Annotated in this window: 19 protein-coding genes and 1 pseudogene; 13 read left to right on the top strand and 7 right to left on the bottom strand. The window is 63.5% G+C overall.

Features of this window, described 5'->3' with window-relative positions; genetic code table 11:
* Positions 1 to 343: 343 nt before the first annotated feature.
* From FJ414_RS21540 to FJ414_RS21530, 3 genes are read left to right on the top strand one after another with little or no spacing between them, the layout of a single operon-like run.
* Positions 344 to 1,072 carry a DUF4142 domain-containing protein gene (locus tag FJ414_RS21540; RefSeq protein WP_140646331.1) on the top strand — a complete coding sequence of 243 codons (729 nt, stop codon included), beginning with the start codon at positions 344 to 346 and terminating at the stop codon, positions 1,070 to 1,072.
* Positions 1,073 to 1,086: 14 nt separating this feature from the next.
* Positions 1,087 to 1,686, top strand: coding sequence for a hypothetical protein (locus FJ414_RS21535; RefSeq protein ID WP_140646330.1), 600 nt, complete (start codon positions 1,087 to 1,089; stop codon positions 1,684 to 1,686).
* 49 nt (positions 1,687 to 1,735) lie between these two features.
* Positions 1,736 to 1,948, top strand: coding sequence for a hypothetical protein (locus tag FJ414_RS21530; protein ID WP_140646329.1), 213 nt, complete (start codon positions 1,736 to 1,738; stop codon positions 1,946 to 1,948).
* A 28-nt stretch (positions 1,949 to 1,976) separates the two neighbouring features.
* On the opposite strand, the gene FJ414_RS21525 is transcribed toward FJ414_RS21530, so the two are convergent.
* The 6 genes from FJ414_RS21525 to FJ414_RS21500 form a co-directional block, all read right to left on the bottom strand.
* Positions 1,977 to 2,240, bottom strand: a complete 264-nt coding sequence (locus FJ414_RS21525; RefSeq protein ID WP_140646328.1) for a hypothetical protein — start codon at positions 2,238 to 2,240, stop codon at positions 1,977 to 1,979.
* 259 nt (positions 2,241 to 2,499) lie between these two features.
* A complete protein-coding gene (locus tag FJ414_RS21520) occupies positions 2,500 to 4,614 on the bottom strand; it encodes a catalase (RefSeq protein ID WP_140646327.1) in 2,115 nt (704 codons plus the stop codon).
* A gap of 317 nt (positions 4,615 to 4,931) precedes the next feature.
* Positions 4,932 to 5,120 (bottom strand): hypothetical protein, encoded by a 189-nt coding sequence (locus FJ414_RS21515; protein ID WP_140646326.1) that lies wholly within the window; start codon positions 5,118 to 5,120, stop codon positions 4,932 to 4,934.
* Between the two features lie 514 nt (positions 5,121 to 5,634).
* On the bottom strand, positions 5,635 to 5,796 hold the full coding sequence (locus FJ414_RS31880) for a DUF982 domain-containing protein (protein WP_246672463.1): 162 nt from the start codon (positions 5,794 to 5,796) through the stop codon (positions 5,635 to 5,637).
* 160 nt (positions 5,797 to 5,956) lie between these two features.
* On the bottom strand, positions 5,957 to 6,130 hold the full coding sequence (locus tag FJ414_RS32120; RefSeq protein WP_348640015.1) for a DUF982 domain-containing protein: 174 nt from the start codon (positions 6,128 to 6,130) through the stop codon (positions 5,957 to 5,959).
* A gap of 293 nt (positions 6,131 to 6,423) precedes the next feature.
* The gene (locus FJ414_RS21500) at positions 6,424 to 6,750 is read right to left on the bottom strand and encodes a low affinity iron permease family protein (protein WP_140646325.1); all 327 of its coding nucleotides are present in this window, start codon (positions 6,748 to 6,750) and stop codon (positions 6,424 to 6,426) included.
* Between the two features lie 289 nt (positions 6,751 to 7,039).
* On the opposite strand from FJ414_RS21500, the gene FJ414_RS21495 reads away from it, so the two are divergent.
* The 4 genes and pseudogenes from FJ414_RS21495 to FJ414_RS31875 form a co-directional block, all read left to right on the top strand.
* On the top strand, positions 7,040 to 7,363 hold the full coding sequence (locus FJ414_RS21495) for a DUF768 domain-containing protein (protein WP_140646324.1): 324 nt from the start codon (positions 7,040 to 7,042) through the stop codon (positions 7,361 to 7,363).
* 55 nt (positions 7,364 to 7,418) lie between these two features.
* On the top strand, positions 7,419 to 7,700 hold the full coding sequence (locus FJ414_RS21490; RefSeq protein WP_140646323.1) for a hypothetical protein: 282 nt from the start codon (positions 7,419 to 7,421) through the stop codon (positions 7,698 to 7,700).
* 59 nt (positions 7,701 to 7,759) lie between these two features.
* Positions 7,760 to 8,716 (top strand): alpha/beta hydrolase, encoded by a 957-nt coding sequence (locus FJ414_RS21485; RefSeq protein WP_246672462.1) that lies wholly within the window; start codon positions 7,760 to 7,762, stop codon positions 8,714 to 8,716.
* 96 nt (positions 8,717 to 8,812) lie between these two features.
* A pseudogene (locus FJ414_RS31875) lies at positions 8,813 to 9,138 on the top strand (tyrosine-type recombinase/integrase); the annotation flags it as partial.
* A gap of 252 nt (positions 9,139 to 9,390) precedes the next feature.
* Here FJ414_RS31875 and FJ414_RS21475 read toward each other — a convergent pair.
* Positions 9,391 to 10,566 (bottom strand): acetyl-CoA C-acetyltransferase, encoded by a 1,176-nt coding sequence (locus tag FJ414_RS21475; RefSeq protein ID WP_140646321.1) that lies wholly within the window; start codon positions 10,564 to 10,566, stop codon positions 9,391 to 9,393.
* 134 nt (positions 10,567 to 10,700) lie between these two features.
* Here FJ414_RS21475 and FJ414_RS31870 point away from each other — a divergent pair, with 134 nt between their 5' ends.
* From FJ414_RS31870 to FJ414_RS21450, 6 genes are read left to right on the top strand one after another with little or no spacing between them, the layout of a single operon-like run.
* The gene (locus tag FJ414_RS31870; RefSeq protein WP_246672461.1) at positions 10,701 to 11,000 is read left to right on the top strand and encodes an acetyl-coenzyme A synthetase N-terminal domain-containing protein; all 300 of its coding nucleotides are present in this window, start codon (positions 10,701 to 10,703) and stop codon (positions 10,998 to 11,000) included.
* Positions 10,997 to 12,646, top strand: a complete 1,650-nt coding sequence (locus FJ414_RS21470) for an acetoacetate--CoA ligase (protein WP_246672460.1) — start codon at positions 10,997 to 10,999, stop codon at positions 12,644 to 12,646. Before FJ414_RS31870 ends, FJ414_RS21470 begins: the two co-directional genes overlap by 4 nt.
* Positions 12,643 to 13,794: a thiolase family protein gene (locus FJ414_RS21465; RefSeq protein WP_140646320.1), complete on the top strand. Its 1,152-nt coding sequence runs from the start codon at positions 12,643 to 12,645 to the stop codon at positions 13,792 to 13,794. The genes FJ414_RS21470 and FJ414_RS21465 overlap by 4 nt, the downstream gene beginning before the upstream one ends.
* Entirely contained in the window at positions 13,794 to 14,228 is a 435-nt protein-coding gene (locus FJ414_RS21460; protein WP_140646319.1) for a zinc ribbon domain-containing protein, read from the top strand. Before FJ414_RS21465 ends, FJ414_RS21460 begins: the two co-directional genes overlap by 1 nt.
* A gap of 1 nt (position 14,229) precedes the next feature.
* Positions 14,230 to 14,682, top strand: a complete 453-nt coding sequence (locus FJ414_RS21455) for a MaoC family dehydratase (RefSeq protein ID WP_140646318.1) — start codon at positions 14,230 to 14,232, stop codon at positions 14,680 to 14,682.
* Entirely contained in the window at positions 14,679 to 15,923 is a 1,245-nt protein-coding gene (locus tag FJ414_RS21450) for an MFS transporter (protein ID WP_140646317.1), read from the top strand. Before FJ414_RS21455 ends, FJ414_RS21450 begins: the two co-directional genes overlap by 4 nt.
* The last annotated feature ends 9 nt before the right edge of the window (positions 15,924 to 15,932 follow it).

Below are 15,932 nucleotides of genomic sequence, written 5' to 3'. Positions count from 1 at the left end.
CGACAGGCTAAGACGCGTATTGCGCGTGCGAACGATACATCTTGATGCGTTCGAATTCCCTCGCGTGCGCCTTGGCCATGGCCGCGCACCGTTCGCGTTCGAGAAGGCGCGAGATCATGGAGGGTACAAACCCACGCCGCGCCCTCCAGCTCGCGGAGGCAGAGCCCAACGGGTTGGCTGAAGCATCTAACTTGCCGTCCAAGCCACTTCGACACCAAACGGATCCAACTCACGATCCGCCCGGCCGCGGCCGGGCTATTTTCAGAGCCTGGAATGAGGCGCCTGGGGAACAAAGGGCAAGAACGGTTGTTCGGTGCCACCAAGACCAAAGGAGCCTTGCCCCATGAGCACGCGGACATTCTTTATCCCATCGGCGGCCGCTGCGTTGATGCTTGCCTTTCCGGCCTTCGCGGCCGACGACGCGCAGACCTTCGTCAACAAGGCAGCCATCGGCGGGATGTTCGAAGTGGATTCGAGCAAAATCGCGCAGGACAACGCGAAGGATCAGCAGATCAAGAATTTCGCCAAGCGGATGATCACCGATCACGGCGCGGCGAACGCCAAGCTGCAGAAGATCGCCGGCGAGCAGAAGTTGCAGGTACCGGCGCAATCCGATGCCAAGCATAAGAGCGATCTGGAACGATTGCAGAGCACGACGGCCTCACTGGACCAGCCTTACGTAGAGATGCAGCGCAAAGCGCATGCAGACGCAGTCGGCCTGTTCGAGGCGTACGCCAAGGATGGAGACAATCCCGCCCTCAAATCTTTCGCGGCGGAGACGCTGCCGACGCTGAAGATGCATCAGGACATGATCGAGAAGATCGCCGGCGGCAGCGCGGGCATGCCGGCGGTTAAATCGGCATCGACGCCCAAACCATCCGCTCCTGTCCCCGGCGCGAACAGCTTCACCGAAGCGCAGGCGAAGAAGCGCATCGAGGATGCCGGCTACGGGGACGTCTCGGCGCTCGCCAAGGACGAACAGGGCATCTGGCGCGGTCAGGCGACGAAGGACGGCAAGGGCACCGCCGTTGCGCTCGACTATCAGGGCAACGTCTTTGCCAGCCAACAATAAACAGGAGAACCGACATGCAAACGATCACCGCTCTGTTTGACGAGTATGACGACGCCGCTGACGCCGTGGGCGCGCTGGAGTCCATCGGCGTCCCGTCATCCGACATCAGCATCATGGCCAACAATGCCCGCGGCTGGTACCAGAACACGCATTCCCCAGCCTCCGAGGATGCCGCAAGCGGCGCCGGCATCGGCGCGGTCGTGGGTGGCGCTGGCGGCCTGGCAACAGGCCTGGGCGCCATGGCGATACCGGGAGTCGGGCCGGTGGTCGCGGCGGGCTGGCTGGCGGCAACAGCCGCGGGCGCCGTCGCCGGAGCGATTGTGGGCGGCACCGCCGGCGGCATCATCGGCAGCCTGACGGATGCGGGCGTGCCGGAGGAAGACGCGCATGTCTATGCCGAAGGCGTCCGCCGCGGCGGCACGCTGGTGACGGCTCGCGTCGAGGACGACCTCGCCTCGGAAGCCCGGGAAGTTCTCCGCAGCTCCGCGTCAGTCAACATCGCCGACCGCCGTAGTGAATACCAGGCGGGCGGATGGGCAGCGTTCGACCCGGCTGCTGGCGATTATTCGGCTGAAGATGTCGAGCGCGAGGCTGCGCGACGGCGGGAAGCATGAGCGTCGTCGGTGCCTGCGGTGCAACAGCAAAGCCCGTCAGGAGTTCGGCATGAAACGGGTGCTTTTGCCGCTGCTGCTGCTGATTATAGTCATGGCGCTCTGTTACTCGGCCTTCGTCTATGTCGGCACCGGCTGGCAAACAGCGCCCGTCAAACGCACACCAGAACAAAACCAAGGCGGGAATGCGCCGCAGGATACCTCGCCAGCCGCCGGCATCACGAAGAATCTCCAGGACGCCAGCAAAATGCCGGGAGTTCAGTAATTGTCGAAGCCCGTCACTTCCCGGATCGCTACTCTCGCGGGACGAATTTGTTGAAGCGGCTGGTGCTGCCCTCCGAGGTCATGTCCTGGTGAACGAACATCAAGTTGTCGTCGTCCAGCACTTTGAAGAAATCTTCCCATTCGATCGGCTTCAGATCTTCATCGCCTCCGCCGAAATCGACCCGCAGCATCGCGGCCTTCCCCGGCGCCGCGACGATGGCTGGCCTGCCCTCGCGCGCCTCGATCCATGCTCGGATCACTTCGTGATTTGAGGTCGTCATAGCCTCGCTCATGCGGCCTCCTGTCGACGGTTTCCTCTCTCGAAAGAACCCGGAAGACATCCCGCTTGTTCCCGCCGCGCCCGGTTTCGCGAGATTCGCCGCAACCGAATATCCGCAGACGAAGAAGGGCCCGATGCTGCATGCGGCAACGGGCCCTCATGGGCCTTGATGGGACCCCGGATCGCTGGAGGGAGGGCGATCTTCTCTCGAACCGGCATGCGCTCGAAATGTTCCGGCAAAGTCCTGTATTTCTATTGGTCGGATGAACACGTCAGAGTTTCACGGCACCTTCCCTCGCCCATAGCCGCAACCTGCGGCAAGCCTCGACGAACGAGCGCGCGGAACCGCCGCCATTAAGCTCGATGAGCCCCTCGTCCGCATCGGTCGCTACCCCGGCGCTTGCCAGCAGAGGTCCGGCCTCCGCGACGAAGCCGATGAACTTCAGATGGGCGAAGGCGTCAGACACGAAGTCCTTTGCGGCAGCATCTCTGGACAGCATCTCGGCGCCTTCCTCAGATACGAGCAGCACGACCGCGTCGAAGAGAACCGACGGTCCGCCGTCGATCATGTGGTTGGCTTCGATCCAGCTGCCATCCCCGGCCTCGACACCCCCCACCTTGCGCGCCACGATTTCCACCTTGGCGCCCTCCGCGTGCGCCGCATCCCGCACCGCTTGCAGAAGGACGGAATCGATGCCGTCGCTGACGAGCACGCCCATCTTACGGCCCTTGAAGCTGTCCGGCCCGTTATTGATGATACTGAGTGCGGGCGACGGCTCGAGATCATCGCGAGTCGGCACGGCGGCATCGGCTGCGGGAGGCATCGTCTTGATGCCGAGCTTGTCGGCGACAGTGACCGCCAGCGTCTCGTCGATGTTGAGCAGATGGGAGATCATTCGCTCGCGGATGACTGGCGTCTCGACCTTGCTCAGTTCGAACGTCAAAGCCATCGCGATGTGACGCTGCTCAGGCTCGGTCTGACTGAGGAAGAATTGCCGGGCCTGGCTGTAGTGATCGGCGAAGCTCTCCGCCCGCAGCCGGACCTTCTGTCCCTCCTCCGCATCGGCAAAGGAGCGGAAGCCCCGCTCAGGCGCCTCGCGCGGCCCCTCGCCCCAGGAATTCGGCTGATAGTTGGCGCGGCCAGCCGGGTTGCGCATCGCCATGTGGCCGTCCTGCTGGAAATGATGGAACGGGCATTTCGGCGCGTTGATGGGAAGGTGGGTGAAGTTGGGGCTGCCCAGACGCTTGAGCTGCGTATCGAGGTAGGAGAAGTTGCGTCCCTGCAGCAGGGGATCGTTGGAAAAATCGATGCCCGGCGGCACGTTCTGCGTCATGAAGGCGACCTGCTCGGTTTCGGCGAAGAAATTCTCCGGCATGCGATCGAGAACAAGGCGGCCGACCGGCAGCGGCTCGATGACCTCCTCTGGAATGATCTTGGTCGGATCGAGGATATCGAAGTCGAAACTCTCGGCGAAATCCTGGTCGAAGAGCTGCACGCAGAGCTCCCATTCCGGAAAATCGCCGGACCGGATGGCGTTCCAGAGGTCGCGACGGTGAAAATCGGGATCGGCGCCGTTGATCTTCACGGCCTCGTTCCAGACCACCGACTGCATGCCGAGTTTCGGCTTCCAGATGAATTTCACGAAGGTCGATTCATCCTTGGCGTTAACCAGACGGAACGTGTGCACGCCAAAGCCCTGCATGAACCGGAAGGACCGCGGAATGGCGCGGTCGGACATGATCCACATGATCATGTGCATCGATTCCGGAGTCAGCGAGATAAAATCCCAGAAATTGTCGTGCGCGGATTGGGCCTGCGGGAACGCCCTGTCTGGTTCCTCTTTCACGGCATGGACCATATCCGGAAACCTGACCGCATCCTGGATGAAGAAGACCGGGATGTTGTTGCCGACCAGATCCCAGTTCCCCTCCTTGGTGTAGAGCTTCACGGCGAAGCCCCGGACATCCCGCGCCAGATCAAAAGACCCTTTGCTGCCGGCGACGGTCGAGAAACGCACGAAGGCTGGTGTCTTTTCGCCGGCCCGCTGGAAGATATCGGCTTTCGTATACTGGGCGAGTGACTCATACGTCTCGAAGAAGCCATGGGCGCCGTAGCCACGCGCGTGGACCACGCGTTCGGGGATGCGCTCATGATCGAAGTGGAAGATCTTTTCGCGGAAATGAAAATCCTCGATCAGCGTGGGACCACGTTCGCCGATCTTCAACGTGTTGTGGTCATCCGCGATCGGCGTACCAAGCGCCGTCGTCTGCACCTCGACCTCGCCTTCGGCCACCTGATGCAGTTCGCCGCCATTGCCGCGGACAAGTTCCTGGTCATGAATCTCAGCCACGGTCGTAGCGTCGGCCGGGGAAGCTTTCTTCGGCATTGTCGGTGTCCCTTGTGCTCGCTGAAATGATGTTGCCGAACGAGCAATATGGGCGAATGTTCCAGCCGGTTTAGCGAGGCATGCCGTGGCGTGAGCTAGCTTGGAACAGCGTCCGATCCTTCCTCTGCTCCGCTGGCTTGGGGACAGCCCGGGTTATCCGAGAGGATGCGCGAGCCGGCACCCTCTCTCGGTGCCAGGTAAGAGATTTCGGCGCCACCAGCGCTGCAGGAACTCGGCCTTTGAAATTAGCTCTTCATCCGATTGCCCATGGAAGGTTCACAGGCGAGGCGGCGCGATCAGAACGTCGTCACTGGCCGTCAATTCGGACGGGCTTTGCGCGCACGCAACGTGATCGCAGCGTCCAGCTTTCGCGCCAGTTCCAGCATTCGAGAAGGCGCTTCTTGGTGTGCCAACGCATCCAAAGCCACGGCTATTTCGCGCTCCACCTTTGTGGTGTCGGAAGACAACTCTTCCGGACTGAGCACTTCATCAACCTTCCGTGCCACTGCCTCTTCCTAACATAAGTTAACGACAGCACATTAACCCATTGGGGAAAATAAGGTTCCCGCCGACGACGTTCCGCCGTCGACGAGGCCCAAAACCTCTCGCCAGCAATTCGCCTTTGATGACCATGGCGAATTGTCAGCCCGTGGCCGCTGGTGCCGTTCTCGCGATTTGAAAAAGAATGGCCGAGGGATGCCGCTACCGCGACGCGCTATCGCTATTAAGCCTCTTTGCAGCCCATCAGCGCCGAAGCCACCCTGTTTCTATTCCACCCGGCCCTCTCAGCCATTTCGATTAGTTTCGTCGAGGCGCGATGCGAGGGCATCTTGGCAATCACTATCATAATGGGCGGCATTGACCTCATGTTTGGGCGGTCTGATCCCGGTATCGGTTGTCGTCATCTATCATGAGTTCATGAAAGGGCGGCGGAATGCAGAGCGCCGAACTGCCGTCAGGCGCTCCGCCGGCATAAGCGTGAGTGGGGCGGCCGTTTCCGATAACGGGAGGTCCCGGTCTTCAACGAAAATGTCTTTCCGACGCGCGAAGGCCCACAAAAATGCTCCTCGCCGTCTCCGCGTCGATGTCTCCGGCCAAGACGGCCTTGCAAGCCCGAATGGCTGCCCCCTGCTCCGGGCTGTTGCCGCACCAGTCAACCGCGAATTGGTAGGCCTCGACCACCGTATTGAGTTGACGCGGGAAGTCCCAACCCGACCCACACGCGGACTGGTTTTTCGAAAGGTTTGGAAAGCATCGCGAGCTCCGTTACATCCCCGATGCCTTCAGGCTGTCAATCCACCACCGCGGCCGCTCGTGCCCGTCATCCAAGGCGGCGGAGCACTCACGTCCTCGACGATTTAGCAGACCTGGCAAAGCCGGAAAACGCGGACTGCGCCGACGTCAGCGGGTAATCACTGTCGAAGGCCCGCTGGCGAGCGCGAAGGGCGGTGTCGTAGATCGGACCGCGTTTATGCTTTGGCCATTCATACAAAATTCCAAAGCGTCTTCGAGACACGCGATCTCTTGGATGAGGCTGTTTTCACTTTTTACGAAAACAGGGCTGTCGAACATCCGATCGTTCATAAGATCCTCCAAATCGAACGAACAATTGAGCTTCCGGGCAGGCAAGGAGCCGACAGCGGTTACCTTGGTTCGCCGGACCAGGGTATGGGTTGGCTAACCATCCGCTAACCCATTGATTTTCTTTAGCACCCTCCGGGCCCACTGCAACCGTTGATCTTGTTGATGAAATTGCTTTCGGCCCGGGGGGGCGGGCTCGGCAGGGTGCCCGCGCGGCTCGATAGTTTGTCAGCTTCGTTCGCCGGAGCCTCGCATTTCCTCGATTTCTTCCGGCTCTTTGTCGTCCACTTCGGCGATCTCGTTGCGAGCCTCATCGTTCGCCTTGATCAGCTCATCGAGTTTCGCTTGGAGGGCTTGAGTGTCGCGATGCTCGGCCCTTTGGATAAGCAGCGTCATTGCCCACGTGATCAGCGTCGCGGCGCCGTGCCAGTCAAGCGTTTCCCGTTCAAAGACAAGCCAACAAACAGTATAGCCGCCCAGAATCAAAAATGCCGCTGGCCGGGACGTCAACGTGCCGACCTTGGTCAGCGCTTCTCGAAGCTGCAATGTCGCCATGCGTGCGAACGGCTGAGAGCAATGCGGGTTCCCGCAAAGGCGGCTGGCGACGCGAGGTGCAGTGCCTCCCCACGCGTCGCCAAGCCAGGGTAGGCTTACTTGTTAAGTCCATTGGGCGCACGGTCTCCAGGCGACCCAGCAAGAAGCTGACCGTTTTCATCGTCGGTCATGGAATTTCGCGGGATGTTCGGGTTCCCAACCGTCCATCGATCCGTTCGTTCCTCGCGGTTTCGGATTAGCGGGAACCTCAGTGCCACGGTCCGGTTATCTCGCTGCGAGGAGATGCTCCATGAATGCGACGAAGGAATTCCTGCGCAGCTGGCTGGAAGAGAATGTCGGCAATTTGCTCGCCGATACCGCGGTCAGCGTTCCGATGCTGGCGCAGCAGTTCGAGCAGGACGCCGACGCCGCCGGCTACGGTCGCGAATTGCGGGAGCAGGAGGTCGGCAACATCGAAGAGGCCATCCAAAGCGCGCTTGATAAAACCGGCGCGGAAAATGCGAAGACGGACTCGAATTCCGATGAGGAGAATTCACTGGCACCGGTTATCGATGCCTTGGAAGCTGCCGATCCCGACCACGAGGCGCCGGACGACGCCGAGGGCCTGCGGTGAGGGTCAGCAGCGGCGGAACAAAGGCTGATGCCAAGGGTTTGGCACCGATTTGTCCATGGCAGCCATGCAGCCCTTCCGACGAACAGAGACGCATACGATGATGAAGTCCCCTGGAAAGAGCGATCCTGTCGGATCGGAATCAAGCAATAATCAGGCGAAGCGGCAAACAGAGACATTGCCGGAGCAAGACCCCGCGGAAGGATCGCGCAAGACGGTGGATCGCGAGTTGGAACGGCAAAAGCGCTCGCCTGGGGCTGAAGATCGAAAGTCCGGACGACAGGCGCTGCGGGATCAGGTCGAGGAAGAGACCGAGCTGCCTCAGAAAGGGTCGGCCTGATCGCGAGCAGCGACGCGACTGCTCTCGTGACGACAAGGTCCAAGCGGAACCTGCTCCTGTTGCTTGCAGCGGCAACGGCTGGGCTGGCGCTCTACAACAATCTCCTCGCGAGACAGGCATTGGCCGGACGCCCGCTCGGGCGTTTCATCCACCTCCGCGGAACCAAGCTGCATTTCCTGGAAGCGGGCCACGGGCAACCGTTGCTGCTCCTGCACGGCAACGGCGCTTCGGCGGAGGACTTCACGACAAGCGGCATCTTCGACAAAGCCGCTGCGAAGTATCGTGTGCTTGCCTTTGACAGACCCGGCTTTGGGCTGAGCCCACGCCCGGTGGGCAGATTTTGGACCGCCGGCGCCCAGGCCGATCTCATCCAGGCCGCGGCCGAAAAACTCGGCGTCGAGCGCTATGTGGTTGTCGGGCATTCATGGGGAGCCGCCGTGGCGCTCGAGATGGCACGTCGGCACACCCGATTCGTCGCCGGTGTTGTCCTTGTCGCTGGCTATCACTATCCGCCGCCAAGGCTGGCGCTAGCCATCTCCGCGCTGCCGGCGGTCCCGCTGATCGGGACGGTATTGCGTCACGCCATACTGCCTTCGCTGGTCAGGCTGAACTGGCGCTGGGCGATGGAGAAGATATTCCACCCGGCAAGGGTCGCGACGCTTTTCGCGGCAACGACAAGCGGGCTGGCGAGCCGCCCCTCGCAACTGCGGTCCATCTCTGCGGAATCCTTCCTGATGCTGGCGTCGGCTCTGTTCCCCAATCGTCGATATGCCGACATCGCCATTCCTGTCGGCATAATTGCCGGCGCAGGTGATCAGCTGTTTGATGCCAAGGCCGAGGCGCTACGGCTGCACGCCGAGATAGACCACTCGCTGGTCGATATCGTCCGGGATGCCGGACATATGGTGCATCAAAGCAAGCCGCAGGCGGTTCTAGCAATGATCGACAAGGTTGCCGCTCTCGCGAGCGTTGCCGACCCGGTCTCTGGGGCCCCTATTCAAGTCTCCGGTTCCTAAGACACGTCCGCGTCGCCTTGCGACGAGCCATCCGGTCAGGAACCGGGTGGCTGCAGCAGGCCAGCGCATAAATCCCGGATGGCTTGAGGCAGGACCTCGAGAGCAAGCCTGCTGGATTGGCTGGAACGGCGTGGTGGCACGGTCGAGGACGATGCTTTCCCGAGCCGGGTCGATCTCGCACACCACATGAGGACAACGCAGTACGCCCGTCTCGTGACGAATTGGTGACTGCGATCGGTCTGCATCCAGAGGAGTACGGCACTCATTCGCTTCGGCGCGAAGGCTTCGATGATCTACAAGGCGACGGGCAATATCCGCACCATCCCGATCCTGCTCGGCCACTCAAGATTGAGAATACTGTCCGATATCTTGGCGTCGACGTGGAGGACGCACTGCTCTTGGCAGAGCGGACCGAAATCTGACGCTGGGCGGTCATCCGTCGCAGCGCGGATGACCGTTTCAGCTCCCGAGACTACGTTGCTTGTCTTGGGGTGGGAAGCGGAGGTGCAGGTTTCGGGCGATCACCCCGGGAAAGCTGCCCTGCATGTGGCAACGAGCTTCGGCGGCAACGCCTATGTTGGCCGTAGTCTTGCGCTCTAATCGTTGACCAAAAGCTGTCGTGGCCAAGCCCATTGCCCAATTCCCTCAGGCAATTACTGCTCAGAGTGTCAGGTTCACCGCTCCAGGCAGATTGCCACTCCTTGTCCGCCGCCGATGCAGAGCGATGCCAATCCTTTTTTCGCGTCGCGGCGGACCATCTCGTGCAGTAGCGTCACCACGATGCGGCAGCCGGAGCCGGCCAGCGGATGTCCAAGCGCGATGGCGCCGCCGTTAATGTTGATAATGTCCTCGTCCCAGCCCATCTCACGATTGACCGCGATGGCCTGCGCGGCGAAGGCCTCGTTGATCTCCATCACGTCGAGGTCGGACGCCCGCCAGCCGGCCTTGTCGAGCGCGCGGCGCGAGGCCGCCACCGGTCCGAGGCCCATGTCCATCGGTTCGACACCGGCGCAAGCATAAGACGCGATGCGGGCGAGGGGGGTCAGGCCGAGTTCCTTCATCCGCGCCTCCGACATCACCAGCACCGCCGCTGCCCCGTCGTTGAGGCCTGACGAGCTGCCTGCCGTGATCGTTCCCGCCGCATCGAAGACCGGTCTCAGCCGGCGGAGGCCTTCCATGGTGGTGGAAGGATTGGGATGCTCGTCACGCTCGACGACAAGGTCACCTTGCCTGGCCTTGATCGACACCCGCGCAATCTCGTCGTCGAACCTGCCAGCCCGGATGGCGGCGTCCGCCTTCTCCTGCGAGCGCAGCGCGAAGCGGTCCTGTTCCTCGCGGGTGATCTGGTAGCGCTGCGCCAGCGCTTCGGCGGTTACGCCCATATGCACCTGATGGAAGGCGTCCCACAGCCCGTCGGTGATCATCGAATCCTTGACGGTCCGGTCGCCCATGCGGATGCCGGCGCGGGCGCCGTGAATGAAATGCGGCGCCGAGGTCATCGAATCCTGCCCGCCGGCGATCACGCAATCGGCGTCGCCGCAGCGAATGGCCTGCGCGGCGAGATGGATCGACTTCTGGCCGGCGCCGCAGACTTTGTTGACGGTCATGGCGGGGACGCTGACCGGCAGGCCTGCCTTGAGCGCGGCCTGTCGCGCCGGATTCTGCCCGGCGCCGCCGGTCAGCACCTGGCCCATGATCACTTCGCTGACGGCATCGGGCGCGAGCTGCGTTGCCGTCAGCATCGCCTGGATAAGCTGCGCCCCCAGCTCCGCCGCCGAAAGGCTGGCGAACGCGCCGTTCAGCTTGCCGATGGGAGTCCGCTTCGCGGCAACGATATGCACGGCATCCATAGTCTGCTCCTCCGCCAGCGCTGTCCACGTGGTCGCGATCGCAGCTTGACATTCTGGTTATAACCAATAATCTGAAACGCATCGGCAGGCAAGGCCGCGGTGTCGAGCCGGGCCTGCGTTGCGGGAGGAAATCCATGTCATCCGTGCTTTGGACGCCGGCGCCGGCCGCGTTCCAATCGTCCAACCTTGCGCGCTTTTCGATAGCCAACGGCTTCGACCCGCGCCACTACGAGACGCTGCATCGCTGGTCGGTCGGCGATCCTGGCGCGTTCTGGCGCGCGGTGTGGGATTTCGCCGAGGTCATCGGCGAGTCCGGCGCGATCGCCTTCCTGCGCGACGACAATGCGCCGATGACCGGGAGCCGCTTCCTGCCGGGGGCATCGCTCAATCTTGCCGAAACCTGTTGTGTGGCGACGGCGAGAGGGTCGCAGTGATCGAGGCCGACGAGAGCGGCCATTTCCGGACCGTCACGCTTGCCGAATTGCGCCGGCTCGTGGCTAGAATGGCCGACGGCCTGCGCGCGGCCGGTATCGCCAAGGGCGATTGTGTCGGCGGCATCCTGCCCAATCGCGTTGAAGGTCTCGTCGCATTGCTGGCGACGCTTTCCGTCGGCGCCGTCTGGTCGTCCTGCTCGCCGGATTTCGGCGCCATCGCGATCGCCGACCGTCTTGGCCAGATCGGCGTCAAGGTGCTGTTCGCAGCATCTCGCTATCGCTATGCGGGCAAGGAGCACGACATCTCCGGCAGATTGGCCGAGATCGTCGCCGCGATGCCGACGGTGACGACGCTGGTGCTGACCGGCGAATCCGGCCTCAGGCCGGACTGCGCGGCAGATTGCGTTGCGTTCGACGATTTCGGCGGCGACGGCCCGCTGACCTTCGAGCGTGTGCCCTTCGACCATCCGGCCTATGTGCTCTACACCTCCGGCACGACTGGCGCGCCGAAGGCGATCGTCCATCGTACTGGCGGCGTTCTGCTCCAGCACCAGAAGGAGCACCTGCTGCACGGGGACGTCCGTCCGGGCGACGTCATGAGCTGGTACACCAACACCGCCTGGATGATGTATCACTGGCTGATCTCAGGCCTTGGCTGCGGGGCGACGGTAGTGCTCTATGACGGCGCGCCGATCCTGAAATCGCCCGCTGGCCTCGATCCCAGTCCGCTCTGGACAATGGCGGAGCGCGCCAACGTTACGCATTTCGGCACCAGTCCGAAGTATCTCGCGACACTCGCCGTTGAAAATTACGCGCCTGGGCGATTGCACGACCTCTTGTCGCTGCGGTCTCTGCTGTCGGCCGGCGCGCCGGTTTCGCCCGGACAGTTCGACTGGGTCTACGAGCATGTGAAGCGCGATATGATCTTCGCCTCCATCTCCGGCGGCACCGAGATCATCGGCTGCTTTCTGCTCGGATCGCCGATACATCCTGTGCGGCGTGGCGAGTTGACCGTGAAAGGGCTCGGCCTCGCGGTCGGCGTGATGGACGAGCGCAACGCGCCGATCATCGGCCGGCAGGGCGATCTCGTCTGCACCGAGCCATTCCCGTCCATGCCGCTGACCTTCTGGGGCAAGGACGGCGACGCGCGCTATCACGCCACCTACTTCGCCGTCCGCCGCGAGATCTGGACGCATGGCGACGTCGCCGAAATAACGGCTTATGGCTCGGGGATCATCCACGGCCGCTCCGACACGACGCTGAAGCCCGGCGGCGTGCGCATTGGCACCGCCGAGATCTACGCGGCCTGCGAGAACTTCGCCGAGATCGAGGATTGCCTAGTCTTTGGGGCGCCGGTCGAGGGCGACGAAGAAATCGTGCTCTGCGTCAAACTCAATGACGGTTTTGAACTGACCTCCGAGCTTGCCGAGCAAATCCGCAGGGCGATCCGCGAAGGCGCGTCGCCGCGCCACGTGCCGCATCGCATCCACGCGGTGCAGGCCGTGCCTTACACGCTGAACGGCAAGCGCGTCGAGGGCGCCGCCCGCACCACGCTCGAAGGCCAGCCGGTCAAGAACATGGCTTCGCTCGCCAATCCGGCTTGCTTGGAGGAATACCGCGCGCTCGACCGGAGCAAGGCGGCATGATCCAGTCGAAGGGAGCGATCGTCGGCATCGGCGAGTTGAAGCCGCAGCGTCTGACCCGCGGCGTGACGACGCTGGAGATGATCGCCGAGGTTTCGCGCCTGGCGGTGCTCGATGCGGGCTTGGAGCCGGGCGCGATCGACGGGCTGCTGGTCGGGCCACAGGTCGGCGAGACGCCGCAGCATGTCCCGGCAACCATCGCCGAATATCTGGGGTTGGCGCCGAACATGGCCAATGTCGTCGATCTCGGCGGCGCGTCCGGCGCCGGCATGGTCTGGCGCGCGGCGGCCGCGATCGAGGCCGGCATGTGCGAGACGGTGCTGTGCGTGCTCGCCAACAACCGAGAGGAGGCAGCACCCCGCTCGCCCAATCGCAATCCGATCCGCGAGTTCGACGTGCCCTTCGGCGCCTCGGGCGCCAACATCTCCTACGCGCTGCTGATGCAGGCGCATATGGCGGAATACGGCTCGACCGCGCGGGACTTCGCCATGATCGCCGCGGCGGCGCGCGCCAACGCCCAGCTCAATCCCGACGCCATCTTTTTCGGCAAGCCTGCCGATGTGGAAGCGGTGCTGGCCTCGCCGATGATCGCCTCGCCGCTGCATCTTCTCGAAATCGTCATGCCGGTCGCCGGCGGTGAAGCGGTCGTCGTCACGTCTGCCAAGCGCGCGCGGTCGTTGCGCAAGCTGCCCGTGCATCTGTTCGGCGCCGGCGAGAAGGTCACGCATCGCGCCGTGAGCCAGGCGCCGAGCCTGACCTCCGGTCCGCTGAAGGGCGCCATGGCGCGGGCCTTCGCGCAGTCCGGCACGCATGCCGACGAGATGCATCTTCTGTCGCTCTACGATTGCTACACGAACATGGTCGCGACGACGATCGAGGATGCCGGCCTCTGCGGGCCGGGCCAGTTCGGCGCGTGGCTCGGCGACCACGACCTTTCCCACAAAGGTGACAAGCCGCTGAACACGCATGGCGGCCAGCTTGGCTTCGGCCAGCCCGGTCTCGCCGGCGGCATGACCCATGTTGTCGAGGCGGTGCGCCAGCTGCGCGGCGAGGCGGGCGAACGCCAGATCGGCGAGGCCGGGCTCGCGCTGGTCACCGGCAATGGCGCGACGATGAGCGAAGCCACAGCGCTCGTGCTGGGAGCCGCCTGATGTCTGTCGATTTGAACACGCTTAAGACCGCCGGCCCGACGATCACCGCGCTGACCAAGCCGTTCTGGGATGCCGCCGCCGAAGGCCGGCTGACGATCCAGCACTGCGAGGATTGCGGCAAGGCTGTCTTCTATCCGCGGCCGATCTGCCCGCATTGCTGGAGCGGGCGTCTGGTTTGGAAGGACGCATCGGGCAGGGGACGGCTGAAATCCTTTTCGGAAGTGCACAAGCCAGGGCATCCCGGCTGGCTGCCGGCGGCACCCTACGTGGTCGGCCTGGTCGAGTTGGCCGAAGGCCCGACGATACTGAGCTTCATCCTGCCCGGCACACGGCCGCTACAGGTCGGGGCCATGCTCCGGCTTGCGCCCACAGCCATCGGTGGCCGCGTTCTGCCGACCTTCAAACCAGTCGAACCCGAGCAGAGGAGAAGCTGAAATGAGCACCGAGACGAAAGACGGTTGGGTGGGTGTCGTGAAGGGCCGCCCGCAGGTAGGTGCCTTCGCCGAGCGCACGCGCCGCACGAACATGAGCGACATCGAGGCCTTCACCGACATCACCGGCGACCGCAATCCGCTGCATTACGATCGCGCGCTGGCCGAGAAGTCGGTGTTCGGCAAGCTGATCGTCCAGGGCGGCGTCACGTCTGGTATTCTCAATGCGCTGGTGGCTGAGGATCTGCCCGGCCCAGGAACCGTGTTCCTCGAAGTGGCCTGGAAGTTCGTCAAGGCCGTCGGCGTTGACGAGGAGATCACCGGACGCGTGGAGGTCAAGGAAGTGCGGCACGACAAGCCGATCTGCAAGATCGAGACGAGCGTGCGCAATGGCCAGGGCGAGCTTTGCCTCACCGGCACGGCCACGGTCTTCACTGTACCGCTGCAAAGCGCATGAGCACGGTCGGCGGCGGCCGGATTGGCGTGGCGTCCGACAGCGAGCGCTGGCGGGTGCTGTCGCTGCTTTGCCTGGCGGTCGTCCTGTCGCTGACCACCTGGTTTTCGGCCACCGCGATCCTTCCCGAACTGAAGCGGGAGCTGGCACTGGGCGCGAGCACCGAGGCCTGGCTGACCAATGGCGTCCAGGTCGGTTTCGTCCTCGGCGCGCTGGGGGCGAGCTTTGTCAACCTCCCCGATCTTGTGCGGCTCGGCCGCCTGATGGCGGCCGCGGCCCTTGTCGCCGCGCTCGCCAATGCCAGCCTGCTGCTTCATACTGGGCCGGGCGGCGTGATCGCCGCGCGCATCGTCACCGGCGTCGCGCTTGCCGGCGTCTACCCGCCGGCGCTGAAGCTGGTCGCCACCTGGTTCGCGCGCGACCGGGGCCTTGCGCTCGGCGCGGTCATCGGCGCGCTCACCATCGGCTCGGCGCTGCCGCATCTCTTCCGCGCCGTCTCGACCGCGCTCGACTGGCGGCCGGTGGTCGCCGCCGCCAGCGTGGCCACTGCGGCAGGCGCGCTGCTGTTCCTGCTGTTCGCCAAGGAAGGCCCCTATCCCTTCGGCAAGGCTATCTTCGAGCCCTCGCGCATCGGCCAGGTGTTTCGCGAAAAGCCGTTGCTGCTCGCCAATCTCGGCTATCTCGGTCACATGTGGGAGCTCTACGCCATGTGGGCGTGGCTGCTTGCCTATACGCGGGCGGCCTTCGACGCGCAGGCGATCGGCACGGCGGCTGCCGCTTCGCTCTCGACCTTCTTCGTCGTCGCGTCCGGCATTCTCGGCTGCCTGCTCGGCGGCTATCTTTCGGACCGCGTCGGCCGCACGGCGACCACCGCCGGCATGATGATCGTGTCGGGTGGCTGCGCATTGCTGATGGGCTTCCTTTTCACCGGTCCGCTCTGGCTGTTCATGCTGGTGGCTATCGTCTGGGGTGTTTCGGTGATCGGCGATTCGGCGCAGTTCTCCGCCGCCGTTACCGAGCTTGCCGACCGCCGCTTCGTCGGCACAGCGCTCTCGGTGCAGCTGGGCGCCGGTTTCGCGCTGACGGTGCTCGCCATCTGGCTGACGCCGCGTTTCGCCGACTTCATCGGCGGCTGGCGCTGGGCCTTCCTGCTGTTGGTTCCCGGACCGCTGCTGGGAGCAGCCGCGATGCTATGGTTGCGAAACTTGCCGGAGAGCGAGAAAATGGCTGGCGGGCTCCGTTAGGAGTCGCTG

It is taken from the genome of Mesorhizobium sp. B3-1-6 (assembly GCF_006439555.1).
In the GTDB taxonomy this organism is placed as follows: Bacteria; Pseudomonadota; Alphaproteobacteria; order Rhizobiales; family Rhizobiaceae; genus Mesorhizobium.
This window is presented reverse-complemented; position numbering and strand designations above follow the sequence as displayed.

What these genes read in the sequence shown, in the direction of transcription:
- FJ414_RS21500 (WP_140646325.1), bottom strand. Translation starts at nt 6,750, where the DNA reads ATGGCGACATTGCAGCTTCGAGAAGCGCTGACCAAGGTCGGCACGTTG.
- FJ414_RS21495 (WP_140646324.1), top strand. Translation starts at nt 7,040, where the DNA reads ATGAATGCGACGAAGGAATTCCTGCGCAGCTGGCTGGAAGAGAATGTC.
- FJ414_RS21465 (WP_140646320.1), top strand. Translation starts at nt 12,643, where the DNA reads ATGATCCAGTCGAAGGGAGCGATCGTCGGCATCGGCGAGTTGAAGCCG.
- FJ414_RS21530 (WP_140646329.1), top strand. Translation starts at nt 1,736, where the DNA reads ATGAAACGGGTGCTTTTGCCGCTGCTGCTGCTGATTATAGTCATGGCG.
- FJ414_RS31870 (WP_246672461.1), top strand. Translation starts at nt 10,701, where the DNA reads ATGTCATCCGTGCTTTGGACGCCGGCGCCGGCCGCGTTCCAATCGTCC.
- FJ414_RS21520 (WP_140646327.1), bottom strand. Translation starts at nt 4,614, where the DNA reads ATGCCGAAGAAAGCTTCCCCGGCCGACGCTACGACCGTGGCTGAGATT.
- FJ414_RS21525 (WP_140646328.1), bottom strand. Translation starts at nt 2,240, where the DNA reads ATGAGCGAGGCTATGACGACCTCAAATCACGAAGTGATCCGAGCATGG.
- FJ414_RS21455 (WP_140646318.1), top strand. Translation starts at nt 14,230, where the DNA reads ATGAGCACCGAGACGAAAGACGGTTGGGTGGGTGTCGTGAAGGGCCGC.
- FJ414_RS21540 (WP_140646331.1), top strand. Translation starts at nt 344, where the DNA reads ATGAGCACGCGGACATTCTTTATCCCATCGGCGGCCGCTGCGTTGATG.
- FJ414_RS21490 (WP_140646323.1), top strand. Translation starts at nt 7,419, where the DNA reads ATGGCAGCCATGCAGCCCTTCCGACGAACAGAGACGCATACGATGATG.
- FJ414_RS21535 (WP_140646330.1), top strand. Translation starts at nt 1,087, where the DNA reads ATGCAAACGATCACCGCTCTGTTTGACGAGTATGACGACGCCGCTGAC.
- FJ414_RS21475 (WP_140646321.1), bottom strand. Translation starts at nt 10,566, where the DNA reads ATGGATGCCGTGCATATCGTTGCCGCGAAGCGGACTCCCATCGGCAAG.
- FJ414_RS21450 (WP_140646317.1), top strand. Translation starts at nt 14,679, where the DNA reads ATGAGCACGGTCGGCGGCGGCCGGATTGGCGTGGCGTCCGACAGCGAG.
- FJ414_RS21460 (WP_140646319.1), top strand. Translation starts at nt 13,794, where the DNA reads ATGTCTGTCGATTTGAACACGCTTAAGACCGCCGGCCCGACGATCACC.